The sequence below is a fragment of the Nocardia sp. 149-1B genome (assembly GCF_057747975.1).
The window spans coordinates 903,544-915,243 of the sequence record NZ_CM173233.1; the positions used below are offsets into that span (position 1 = coordinate 903,544).

The window sequence follows — 11,700 nt, forward strand, 5'->3', positions numbered from 1 at the left end:
GTCGTGACCCGCGCTCAGCTGATCGACAACCACGTGCCGCGCGACCCCGCCGGGGTGGTGCTCGTCCTGCACGGCGGCGCCAGTCGTCCGGGGCGGCCCGAGGTCAGCCCCGCCCAGCTCTCCGTGCTGCGGATGCTCCCGGTCGCCGCGCGGATCTCCCGCGCCGGGCGCGGGCGCCTCGCCGTGCTGCGCCTGCTCAACTCCTCGCGGGGGTGGGATGCCGCGCACACCCCGGTCGACGACGTCGCGTGGGCGATGACCCAGGTGCGCGAGCGGCTCGGCGCCCTGCCGGCCTGTCTGGTCGGCCACTCGCTGGGTGGTCGCGCCGCGCTGCTCGCGGCCGGCGAGCGGGACGTGCGCGGGGTGGTCGCGCTCAACCCGTGGCTCTATCCCGACGACCCGCGCCGGCCCGTCGACCTGGCCGGCCGCCGGGTGCTGTTCGTGCACGGCAGCGAGGACCGGGTCGCACCCCCGGAGCGGTCCCGGCTGGTCGCCGACCGGCTCATGCGCCGCACGGACGTCACCGAGGTCGCGTACGTCGAGGTGCCGGGCGGCCGGCACGCGATGCTGCGCCACGGCGCGGCGTTCGAACGGGCCGCCGCCGACTTCGCGGTGGACACGCTGCTCGGCTGCTCGGGACTCGGGGTCAGCCCTGCTCGTCGCGGAGCGCGGCGGCTGCCTCGTCGATGATCTCGCGCATCGCGCGCTCCGCGGCCGCCCCGTCGCCGAGGCGGATCGCGCGCGCCACCTCGTCGTGGAGCGCGATCGCCTCCGGCTTGGGCTGCGCCGGCATCATCCCGTGGTGGGTGCGGCCGGTGAGCACCTCCTCGACCACGTCCTCCAGCGCGCGGAGCATCTCGTTCCCGCTGGCCTCGAGCAGGGTCCGGTGGAAGAGCGTGTCGGCGCGCAGGTAGGCCTCGAGGTCGCCCGAGCGCCCGTGCACCACCATGTCGGACACGGCCGCGGCCAGGACCCGGCACTGCTCGCCGTCGGCCCGTTCGGCGGCCAGTGAGGCCGCGACCGGCTCGACGCCGCGGCGCAGCTCCGAGAGCGACAGCAGCTGGGCGGTGCGGTCGCCTCCGTCCAGGCGCCAGCGGATGACCCGGGGATCGAAGACGTTCCACCGGTCTCGCGGCTGGATGGTGATGCCGACGCGGCGGCGCGAGGCCACCAGGCCCATCGACTCCAGCACCCGGATCGCCTCCCGGGCGACGCTGCGCGACACGGCGTACTCGATCCCGACGCCGTCGAGGGTCAGCACCTGACCGGGTTCGAGCGCTCCGGACGCGATCCGCGCGCCGAGGGCGGACAGCACGCTGGCGTGCTGTCCCAGGGGCGCGGAGACCGTCACGCAAACATCATCCCACCGCGACCGCCACGCATAAATAGTCAGGTGATTACAAAAGTCCTATTGCAAAAGTATGACGAATCAGCGCACCATGTGAGCACAGCCACAGGCCGTACACGCGGCCGATCGGCAGCCATCCCCAGGGAGTACCCCCATGTCCCACCCGCCACTCGTCGTCATGGGCGTGTCCGGTTCGGGCAAGTCCACGATCGGCGCCGCTCTCGCCCAGCGACTCGGTGTGCCGTTCGTCGACGCCGACGACCTCCATCCGGCCAGCAACATCGCGAAGATGTCGCGCGGCGAGCCGCTCGACGACACCGATCGGTGGCCGTGGCTCGAGACGATCGGCCAGTGGCTCGCGGACCATCCCGACGGGGGCGTCGTGAGCTGCTCGGCCCTCAAGCGGGTCTACCGCGACCAGCTGCGCGGCCACGCCGCGGGCCTGGTGTTCCTGCACCTGGCCGGTGACCGCGCGGTCATCGAGCGCCGCCAGGCCAGCCGTCCTGGCCACTTCATGCCGGCCTCGCTCCTGTCCTCGCAGTTCGCGACGCTCGAGCCCCTGGCCCCGGACGAGCTCGGCGTCGTCATCGACGTCGACCAGAGCGTCGACCAGATCGTCCAGGCGTACGTCGACCAGCTGCCCGCCGACCCCCGCACCACCCCACTGGAGGAGAAATGATGTCCACACCGTCCGCCGTGCTACCGCTGGCGACCGGGTCCCTGGTGGAGCCCGTGGCGCCCGGCTGGCAGCTCATCGTGGCGGCCCTCATCGCGATCGCGCTCTTGATCGTGCTGATCAGCGTCGCGAAGCTGCACCCGTTCCTCGCGCTCATCCTCGGCGGCCTCACCGTCGGCATCCTCGCGGGGGAGAACGTCAACACGGTCCTCGCGTCGTTCACCACCGGTCTCGGCACCACGACGGCCGGGGTGGGTGCACTGATCGCGCTGGGCGCGATGTTCGCGATCCTGCTCGCCGACTCCGGGGGCGCCGACCAGATCGTCGACACGATCGTGGGGCGTGCCTCCGGAAGGATGCTGCCGTGGGCGATGGCCGCGGTCGGCGCGATCATCGGACTGCCGATGTTCTTCGAGATCGGCCTCGTGCTGCTGATGCCGGTCATCTACCTGGTCGCCCGGCGCGCCCAGGTCTCCCTGATCACCGTGGGCATCCCCGCGCTGGCCGGCCTGTCGGCCATGCACGGCTTCGTCCCCCCGCACCCCGGACCCGTCACGGCGATCGGCTACCTGGGCGCGGACCTCGGCGTCACGCTGGGTCTGGGCATCCTCGTCGCGGTGCCGACGATCATCGTGGCCGGGCCCCTGTTCGGCACCCTGGCGGGACGCTGGGTCGTGGTCGAGCCCCCGACGACGTGGGAGGCCGAGGACCGCGACACCTCGCGACGTCCGTCGTTCGGCGTCACCATCGCGACCGTGCTGCTGCCGATCGTGCTGATGCTCGGCAAGGCGATCCTCGACATCGTCATCAACGACACCGAGGACACCGTCCAGCAGGTCGGCGACGTGATCGGCGCCCCGTTCGTGGCGCTCCTGATCGCGGTGCTGGTCGCGATGTACACCTTCGGCTACGGCACCGGCATGGACCGGGCGAAGGTCTCCGAGACCGTCGGCAAGTCGCTGCCTCCGATCGCGGGCATCCTGCTGATCGTCGCGGCCGGCGGCGGGTTCAAGCAGGTGCTGGTCGACAGCGGCATCGGAACCGTGCTGGCCGACTGGGCGAAGGACGCGAACATCTCGGTGCTGCTGCTGGCCTGGGTGCTCGCCGTGCTGATCCGCCTGGCCACCGGCTCGGCGACCGTCGCGACGATCACCGCGAGCTCGCTGATGATCGGGCTGGTCGACGGCCTCTCGACCGGCGAGACGTCGCTGGTGGTGCTCGCGGTCGGGGCCGGATCGGTGTTCTTCTCCCACGTCAACGACGCGGGGTTCTGGCTGGTCAAGGAGTACTTCGGGATGAGCGTCGGTCAGACGCTCAAGACCTGGTCGCTCATGGAGACCGTGCTCTCGGCGACGGGCCTGGTCATGGTCCTGTTCCTCGGGATCTTCATCTAGCGACCCAGCGAGCACGACCACGCAGACGTGCGGCGCCCCGGGTGGAATCGGGGCGCCGCGCGCGGCGTTGTGCCGCCATGAGCGAGAAGCAGGTGCTGGTGCCCGACGAGGGCCACCCGATCACGATCACTCCCACCGAGGGCCGGGTCGTCGTGACGCTCGGTGAGCACACGGTCGCCGACACCACGGCCGCGCTGACCCTGCAGGAGGCGACCTATCCGCCGGTGCAGTACGTGCCCCTGGCCGACGTCGACGCCGCGGTGCTCGAGCGCACCGACCAGGCGACGTACTGCCCCTACAAGGGTGATGCGTCCTACTACAGCCTGGTCGTCAACGGCGAGACCAAGGCCAACGCCGTGTGGACCTACGAGCGGCCCTACGACGCGGTCGCCGAGATCGCCGGGCACGTGGCGTTCTACCCCGACGTGGTCGACGTGCGGACCTACCCGAGCGTGTAGAGGTAGCGGCTGGTCGGCACCAGGTCGAGGTCGCGGTCGGCCCCGATCCGGGCGACGCTGGCCATCAGCTCGGTCAGCCTGCGACCCAGCTCCGCGTCGTCGCCGTCGCTGCCGTAGAACGCGTGCATGTCGGTGACACCGGCGCTGGGGAACAGCTCCTCGACGAACGCGTCCACGCTCGGTGCGCCCGGGGTGACCGGCTCGAGGACGACGTTCTGCACGTAGCCGAACGTCGCCTGCGTGCGGATCGCGATCGGCGTGTGCTCGACCATCCAGCGCCGCAGCCACTCCTCCTGGGTCAGCTCGGGCGGGCGGCGCAGGATCGCGACGTTGGCCAGCGCCTCGGCGCGGCTGCCGTCCCAGGCCTCGGGCGGGTCCAGCCGCCGGCGCTCCTCGACCCGCCAGCCGTGGACGGTGCCGGCGGCGCCGGCCAGGACGTCGGCGACCGCCGCCGGATCCGCGTCCCAGACGCTCACGACCGCGCGCACCGGCTCGCCCGTGGGGATCCGCATCGCGGCGGCGACGTGCGCGTCGTCGACGTTCAGCTGCAATCGGCGTACGCCGGTCGCGGCCAGCGCCTCGTGCAGCGCCGGGTCGTGGAGGTCGCCGGTCGGACCCCACAGCAGGAACACGTTCTTGTCCACGCCCGCACGGTAGCGGGCGTGTCCAGACTCAGGCGCTGCGCGGCAGGCCGATCTCGTCGAGCGGGAGCGGGACGACGTCGGTGTCGGTGGCCAGGTGCACGACCTCGAGGCGTACGCCGGCGAGCCGGCCGGCCGCGTGGAGGAACGTCGCCCACACGCGGTCGTTCGCGGCGACACCGCCGCTGCCGGGCCGGGAGCGCAGGAACGCGTAGCTGTGGCCGGGGTCGTCGCTGTCGAGGTCGTGCAGCAGGCCCGCGAAGGGCTCGGGGTCGTCGGGGGCCAGCTCGGCCTCGGCGATCTCGAGCAGCCTGGGAACGGCGACGCCGTCGGGGTCGAGGCGCAGCATCCAGATGCTCGCCCCGGAGAACCCGAGGGGCTGCATCAGGTGGCGCCAGACCCGTTCGAGGTCGGCCTGGCTGCGGACGGTCGGAAGGTAGGGGGCATCGTTCATGTCGAGGAGCATTCCCCGTGCCGGGCGCCCGCCGTCCGGTCATCCACAGGCCCCACGCGACGGCCTCACCGCACCGAGCGGTAGACCTCCACGGTGCGCTCGGCGATCGAGGCCCAGCTGAAGTGCGAGATCGCCCGGGCGCGGCCGGCGCGGCCCATCTCCTCGGCGCGCGCCGGGTCGGAGACGACCTCGGTGAGGGCAGCGGCGAAGTCCGCGACGTACCGGTCGGGGTCGAGCGGCGTGCCGGTGCCGTCGCTGGCCTGGTCGATCGGCACCAGCAGGCCGGTCTCACCCGGGACGACGACCTCGGGGATGCCGCCGGTCGCCGTCGCGACCACCGCGGTCTCGCAGGCCATCGCCTCGAGGTTCACGATGCCGAGCGGCTCGTAGATCGAGGGGCAGGCGAACGCCGTCGCGGCCGTCAGCAGCGAGACCACGTCGCGGCGCGGCAGCATCTCGGGGATCCACACCACGCCGGCGCGGGTCGCGCGCAGGCCCTCGACCAGCGCCTCCACCTCGGCGAGGATCTCGGGGGTGTCGGGCGCACCGGCGCACAGCACGATCTGCACGTCCGGCGGCAGCGCCGCGCAGGCGCGCAGGAACAGCGGCAGGCCCTTCTGGCGGGTGATGCGGCCGACGAACACCACCGACGGACGGTCGGGGTCGACGCCGAGCTCGCGCACCCGGTCGGGGTCACGGACCGGCTGCCAGTCGTCGGTGTCGATGCCGTTGTGCACCACGTGCACCCGCGCGGGATCGATGGCGGGGTACGACGCGAGCACGTCGTCGCGCATCGCGGCCGACACCGCGATCACCGCCGCGGCCGCCTCGTAGGAGGTGCGCTCGGACCAGGACGAGATCGCGTAGCCGCCGCCGAGCTGCTCGGCCTTCCACGGCCGCAGCGGCTCGAGCGAGTGCGCGGTCACGACGTGCGGCACGCCGTACAGCAGCGCGGAGAGGTGGCCCGCGAGGTTGGCGTACCACGTGTGCGAGTGCACCAGGTCGGTGCCGGCACACCCGTCGGCGATCGCGAGGTCCACCCCGAGCGTGCGCAGCGCCGCGTTGGCGCCGCTCAGCTCGGCGAGGTCGGGGTACGACGAGGTCAGCTCCTCGGTGCGCGGGGAGCCGAACGCGTGCACGTGGGTGTCGAGGTCGTCGCGGGCACGCAGGGCCCGGACCAGCTCGGCCACGTGGACCCCGGCTCCGCCGTAGACCTCGGGTGGGTACTCCTTGCTCAGCACGTCGACTCGCACAGGGCGAACCTACTCGCCCCCGCGGCCGTGCCCCGTGCTCTAGCGTGGCCCCCATGGTCTCGATCTCTCGCAAGAACGTGCTCGTGATCTGTCTGGCCGGCGGGGAAGGCAAGAGACTGATGCCGCTCACGGCCGACCGGGCCAAGCCGGCAGTGCCGTTCGCGGGGATCTACCGGCTGATCGACTTCGCGCTCTCCAACGTCGTCAACTCGGGCTACCTCAAGATCGTGGTGCTGACGCAGTACAAGTCGCACAGCCTGGACCGCCACGTCACCCAGACCTGGCGGATGTCGACGATGCTCGGCAACTACGTGACCCCGGTGCCGGCCCAGCAGCGGGTCGGCAAGCACTGGTACCTCGGCTCGGCCGACGCGATCTACCAGTCGCTCAACCTGATGCGCGACGAGCGGCCCGACTACGTCGTGGTGGTGGGCGCCGACCACGTCTACCGGATGGACTTCCACCAGATGGTCAAGGCCCACGTGGCAAGCGGGGCCGCGTGCACGGTCGCGGCGATCCGGCAGCCCATCGAGCTGGCCGACCAGTTCGGGGTGATCGACGTGCACCCCGAAGACCCCTCGAAGATCCGGGAGTTCCTGGAGAAGCCCACCGACCCGGTGGGGCTGCCCGACAGCCCCGGCGAGGTACTGGCCTCGATGGGCAACTACGTCTTCGACGCCGACGCGCTGGTCGAGGCGGTGACCCGCGACGCCACCGAGATCGGCTCCAAGCACGACATGGGCGGTGACATCGTGCCCGCGTTCGTGCGCCGCCAGCAGGCCGCCGTCTACGACTACAAGGACAACGACGTGCCGGGCTCGACCGACCGCGACCGCGGCTACTGGCGTGACGTGGGGACCATCGGTTCCTTCTACGCCGCGCAGATGGATGTCGTCTCGCCACTGCCGGTGTTCAACCTCTACAACTTCGACTGGCCGATCTACACCTCCTACGGCCCGCAGCCGCCGGCCAAGCTCGTCCAGGGCGCCTCCGGCGACAAGCCCAAGGCCGACGAGGCGGTGCTCTCGCCCGGTGTGGTGATCACCGGCGGCAAGGTCCGGCGCTCGGTGCTCTCGCCGGCCGTCCGCGTCGAGACCGGCGCCGAGGTCACCGGCTCGGTGCTGATGAACGGTGTGTACGTCGGAGCCGGCGCCGTGGTCCGCAACGCGATCCTCGACAAGCACGTGGTGATCCCCCCCGGCGCCCAGGTCGGCGTCGACCCCGACGCCGACCGGGCCCGCGGCTTCGTCGTGGAGGACGGCCTCACCGTCCTCGGCAAGGACCAGCCCTTCCCGCAGTGATCCCCTGGTGATCTCCGCAGTCGCCGCTCTGGCCTGGGCTGCGGGGGTCTCGACGACGCTCGCTGGCGCTCGTTGCTCGACCACCGGTGGTCGTCGTTGATCGAGCAGCGAAGGCCCCCTGGGCCTGAGCGCCCGTCGAGATCCCCGCAGCCAACCCACCCACGCATGTCCATCGGGGTCTGCTGGCTGATGCGACGACCCGGCTTGCGCCAGGCCCACGGCTCATGCACGACGACGGTGACCAGGTCGTCGTTCTGAGTTCGAAGTGCCAGCGGGTCACCGCGTCGTACGACTCGAGGACCGCGGGCCGACTCCGGGCAGCAGGTGTTCGCTCCGGACGAGGACCGAGGCGCCGACGAGCGGGGCGTCCACGCCCAGTGAGCCAGGCTCGACGCGCAGGCCCTGGGTCATGGACGGGGGCGCGTAGCGGCGCACGGCGTCGCGCACGCCCTCGGTGACGACCGTCGACGCCTGCCCGAGTGCCCCGTCGACGACGATGACATCGGGGTCGAGGAACACCACCGCATCGGCGAGTCGCCGACCCAGCGCGTGACCGAAACCCAGGAGCGCTCGGACCACGTCCAGCTCCTGGTCGGCCGCCGCAGCCGCCAGGTCCTCGATCGTGAAGTCGCGGCCATGGGCGGCCGCCAGTTCGACCAGCAGCGCCGGGACGCTCGTGGTGTGCCAGAAACAGCCTCGGCCCCCGCAGTCGCACAGGCGCCCGTGGTCGTCGTGGTGGAGGTGCCCGATCTCGCCGGCGAGCCGGGTCCGTCCGCGGTGCAGGCGACCGTCCAGGACGAGTCCGGCGCCGGTGCCGTAGGCGAGCGAGGCGTAGAGGACGTTGGCCGAACCTCGTCCGGCGCCGTGGTGGGCCTCGCCGAGTGCGGCCAGGTTGGCGTCGTTCTCGGCGTAGACCGGACAACCGAGGTGTGCAGCGACGGCATCGGTCGCCGGGGTCCCGTCCCACTCGCGAAGGCGCCTGAGATGGGACCCGACGATGCTCGGTGCGTCCGCTCCCGGGAACTGCGAGGCCCCCGGCAGCCCGAGGACCGCGAGCTCGAGGTCGCCGGCTCGGACGTCGGCTCGAGCCAGTGCCTGGTCGAGGAGCTCGTGGGCGGTCTCCCGGGTGGCAGGTCCGTACTGCGCGTCGTGCGAGGACACCCGGGCCAGGACCTCGCCGCCGGCGGTGACCACGCCAGCGGTGGCGCCGTGCGCGGCGCCCACCAGCACGGCGACGGGCCCAGGGGCGGCGGACACCGCCCACCGTCGAGACGGTCGTCCCCGGCCGGCGGTGGCTGCGTCGCGCTCGACCACCAGCCCTGACCTCGCGAGCCGTTCGAGCGCGTTCACGACCGTGCTGCGGGGCAGCGCGAGCGCCTGGGAGATCTCGCGCACCGGTCGAGGAGTGCCGTCAGCCAGCAGCGCCTGGATTGCGGGCCCGGCCTCGCGCTGACGGTCGGAAGTGAGTTCTCCAGAGGCGGTCACAACCGCCACAATACGACCATATGGACGTAATTATTCGAAGAATCGCGGGACATTATGCCCATTGACCAGAAGTTTGGCCGTCCGTAGCGTGCATCACACAGCGCGGGCGGACGGGCGAGACTCGCTCCGGCGGACCGTGCGAGGAGAGGATGAGCATGCGTCAGTTCAGGCACCTCGTCGTTGCGGGTGCGACGGTGAGCGCACTGGTTGCGGGGAGCGCGGCGGCTGCCTCGGCTGCCCCGGCGCCGCCGGCGGCCCCGCACAAGGGCGTCGTCAGCATCACGCCGATCACCCAGGTCTACACCTATGGGCAGAAGGTCAGTGCCGTCGCGATCGAGTACTCCGCGACCGTCGACCCGACGACCCTGGACAAGGGCACGTTCACGGTCTCGGACAGCACCTACAACTTCCGGTTCAACCCGATCGAGGACCTCGCCAAGCGGGCGGACCGGACGGTGACCCGGATCTACACCAACGAGTCGGCCACGCCCAACGCCGACGGCGCCTCCGACCGCGGCCGGTACGTCATCGTCGAGCTCGACGCTGCCGACGTCGGTGGCAACACCGTGATCGTCTCGAAGTGTCCGACCTTCATGTGCACGGTCAAGATCAACCCCGATCTGCCTACCAAGATCAAGCAGAACGAGAAGGTGTATGCGCAGGCCGGCAAGAAGCGCGGACCCGTGCTGGGCCACGCCTTCAAGGCCGGACGTGGGATGACCGCACCCGCGGTGAACCTCCTCGCCGACGAGTTCGTGGAGGACACCTACCTGCTCAACGGCATGGTGCTGCCGTACTCCTACCACCTTCCCCAGGGGTACGACCCCGCGCGGAAGTACCCGATGGTCGTCGTCCTTCCGGGACACGGCATGGGCTGGGACGGCGCCAACATCGGGGTGCAGGTCGCCGCGGACATCCCGGCCACCGCCTGGCTCCAGCCCGAGTGGACGGGCTCGGACGAGGACGTCATCGTGCTGGCCCCGCAGAACCAGCGCGTCGGAGGTGCTGCCGAGGCGGCGACCACGGTCGGTCTGGTCCGGGACTTCATGAAGACCCACGCGGTCGACCCGAGCCGCGTGTATGCCTCGACGGTCTCCTACGGTTCGCAGCTGGCGTGGCAGGCGCTCAGCACCGATCCGGGGCTGTTCGCCGGTGCACTGATCACCGGTGGCTTCCAGGTCAGTGCGGATCAGGCGACGAAGATCGCCGCCGACCGCACCCCGATCTGGATCACCCACGGCACCAACGACCACCTGCTCAAGGTGGCGTTCGGGCAGAACTCGACCCAGCTGCTGCGCGACGCCTACGTCGCCGGCGGCCTGACCCGCGCCCAGGCCGAGGACCTGGTCCACTACACGGAGTACGGCAACGACGCGTTCTCGCAGCCGGACTACCACGCTTCCTACGGCCCGACCTACGAAGACTCCAGCATCCTTCAGTGGCTGCTGGCCCAGGGCGACTGACCGCCGGCTCCCCCACCGGCTCTCGCCCGAAGTGGCGGCTCGGCTGTGTGCTCCTCCTGACCGGGGTCCGCAGCCGAGCCGCCGAGCTCGGGTCGTGCGAGCGACCTCACGGTCGTTCGCACGCCGGGTGCGGATGAGTAAAGTGCTTCACGTGAAGTCGGAGGGTCGCCGCGGGGGAATCACCATCTATGACGTTGCCCGAGAGGCGGGGGTGAGCATCGCGACGGTCTCCAACGTGATGAACAAGCCCGAGCGGGTGGGCGCGCGGACTCGGCAACGGGTGCTCGAGGTCGCCGACGCGCTCGGCTACGTGCCGAAACCCGACGCCGCCAGCCTGGCGAGGAAGCACGTCGGGCGGATCGGTGTCATCGCGCCGTTCACGACGTATGCGAGCTTCATGCGCCGCCTCAGTGGCATCTTGACCGTCGCGTCCGCCCAGCGCGTGGACGTGTCGGTCTTCGACATGGAGTCCGCGGCGACCGCGACGTCCCCGGTGCTCGAGACGCTGCCGATCCGCGGCTATGTCGACGGCATGATCGTGATGGGGGAGCCGCTCGAGCCGGCCGTCGAGCAGCGCCTCTCCAGTCGAGGGGTGCCGGTCGTGGTCGTCGACGCGGACAGCGACCGCTTCAACGTCGTGAAGATCGATGACTACGGGGCGGGCCGTCTGGCGGCCAGGCACCTGGTCTCGCTGGGGCACCGCCGCATCGGTTACCTGCTCGAGGGTCAGGTCTCCGACTACGAGTCCCAGGCGCGGCGCCGGCTCGGCGGATTCCGTGCCGAGCTCGCCGAGTCACCCGGGGTGGAGCTCGCCGTGTCACAGGCGCGAGGCACGGTGGCTGCGGCCCGGGAGGAGGCACGCGTGCTGCTCGCCGGTCCCGACCGTCCGTCGGCCGTGATGGCGCACTTCGACGACTTGGCTCTCGGTGTCGTCCAGGCAGCCCGAGACCTCGGCCTCCAGGTGCCGCGGGACCTGTCCGTGCTCGGCTTCGACGACGGCCCGGTGGCGGAGGCCGCCGACCTCTCGACGGTGCGGCAGCCGTTCGAGGAGTCCGGGGCGCTCGCCGCGCGGCTCCTGCTGGAACAGCTCGATCATCCCGGTGAGCGTCGGATGACGGTGCTCGACTGCCACGTCGTCGCGCGAGGCACGACCGCACCCGCGGCCGAGGTGGTGGCGCCGGCCGCGGCGCCGGCCGGATAGCAGCCGGCCCGCGGCCGCAGCTGAGC

Annotated in this window: 12 protein-coding genes; 7 read left to right on the forward strand and 5 right to left on the reverse strand. The window is 71.5% G+C overall.

Annotation, left to right across the window (positions count from 1 at the left end):
- The first annotated feature begins 3 nt into the window (after window positions 1–3).
- Window positions 4–690 carry an alpha/beta hydrolase gene (locus AC3ANS_RS04385; protein ID WP_488294947.1) on the forward strand — a complete coding sequence of 229 codons (687 nt, stop codon included), beginning with the start codon at window positions 4–6 and terminating at the stop codon, window positions 688–690.
- Here AC3ANS_RS04385 and AC3ANS_RS04390 read toward each other — a convergent pair.
- Entirely contained in the window at window positions 647–1,351 is a 705-nt protein-coding gene (locus tag AC3ANS_RS04390) for a FadR/GntR family transcriptional regulator (protein ID WP_488294948.1), read from the reverse strand. The genes AC3ANS_RS04385 and AC3ANS_RS04390 overlap by 44 nt on opposite strands.
- 151 nt (window positions 1,352–1,502) lie before the next feature.
- Here AC3ANS_RS04390 and AC3ANS_RS04395 point away from each other — a divergent pair, with 151 nt between their 5' ends.
- The 3 genes from AC3ANS_RS04395 (at window position 1,503) to AC3ANS_RS04405 (ending at window position 3,876) form a co-directional block, all read left to right on the forward strand.
- Window positions 1,503–2,027, forward strand: a complete 525-nt coding sequence (locus AC3ANS_RS04395; RefSeq protein WP_488294949.1) for a gluconokinase — start codon at window positions 1,503–1,505, stop codon at window positions 2,025–2,027.
- Window positions 2,024–3,418: a GntP family permease gene (locus tag AC3ANS_RS04400; protein WP_488294950.1), complete on the forward strand. Its 1,395-nt coding sequence runs from the start codon at window positions 2,024–2,026 to the stop codon at window positions 3,416–3,418. The genes AC3ANS_RS04395 and AC3ANS_RS04400 overlap by 4 nt, the downstream gene beginning before the upstream one ends.
- 77 nt (window positions 3,419–3,495) lie before the next feature.
- Window positions 3,496–3,876 carry a DUF427 domain-containing protein gene (locus AC3ANS_RS04405; RefSeq protein WP_488294951.1) on the forward strand — a complete coding sequence of 127 codons (381 nt, stop codon included), beginning with the start codon at window positions 3,496–3,498 and terminating at the stop codon, window positions 3,874–3,876.
- Here the strand turns inward: AC3ANS_RS04405 and AC3ANS_RS04410 are convergent.
- The 3 genes from AC3ANS_RS04410 to glgA all read right to left on the reverse strand — a co-directional run bounded on the left by AC3ANS_RS04410 (window position 3,861) and on the right by glgA (window position 6,224).
- Window positions 3,861–4,520: a hypothetical protein gene (locus tag AC3ANS_RS04410; protein WP_488294952.1), complete on the reverse strand. Its 660-nt coding sequence runs from the start codon at window positions 4,518–4,520 to the stop codon at window positions 3,861–3,863. The two genes, AC3ANS_RS04405 and AC3ANS_RS04410, sit on opposite strands and share 16 nt — an antisense overlap.
- A gap of 28 nt (window positions 4,521–4,548) precedes the next feature.
- Entirely contained in the window at window positions 4,549–4,971 is a 423-nt protein-coding gene (locus AC3ANS_RS04415) for a hypothetical protein (RefSeq protein ID WP_488294953.1), read from the reverse strand.
- Window positions 4,972–5,036: 65 nt separating this feature from the next.
- Window positions 5,037–6,224 (reverse strand): glycogen synthase, encoded by a 1,188-nt coding sequence (gene glgA, locus AC3ANS_RS04420; RefSeq protein WP_488294954.1) that lies wholly within the window; start codon window positions 6,222–6,224, stop codon window positions 5,037–5,039.
- Between the two features lie 53 nt (window positions 6,225–6,277).
- On the opposite strand from glgA, the gene glgC reads away from it, so the two are divergent.
- On the forward strand, window positions 6,278–7,525 hold the full coding sequence (glgC, locus tag AC3ANS_RS04425) for a glucose-1-phosphate adenylyltransferase (protein WP_488294955.1): 1,248 nt from the start codon (window positions 6,278–6,280) through the stop codon (window positions 7,523–7,525).
- Window positions 7,526–7,801: 276 nt separating this feature from the next.
- Here the strand turns inward: glgC and AC3ANS_RS04430 are convergent, their stop codons facing one another.
- Window positions 7,802–9,010, reverse strand: coding sequence for an ROK family transcriptional regulator (locus AC3ANS_RS04430; RefSeq protein ID WP_488294956.1), 1,209 nt, complete (start codon window positions 9,008–9,010; stop codon window positions 7,802–7,804).
- Between the two features lie 155 nt (window positions 9,011–9,165).
- On the opposite strand from AC3ANS_RS04430, the gene AC3ANS_RS04435 reads away from it, so the two are divergent.
- Window positions 9,166–10,473, forward strand: coding sequence for a hypothetical protein (locus AC3ANS_RS04435; RefSeq protein ID WP_488294957.1), 1,308 nt, complete (start codon window positions 9,166–9,168; stop codon window positions 10,471–10,473).
- 133 nt (window positions 10,474–10,606) lie between these two features.
- On the forward strand, window positions 10,607–11,674 hold the full coding sequence (locus tag AC3ANS_RS04440; protein WP_488294958.1) for a LacI family DNA-binding transcriptional regulator: 1,068 nt from the start codon (window positions 10,607–10,609) through the stop codon (window positions 11,672–11,674).
- Window positions 11,675–11,700: the final 26 nt, after the last annotated feature.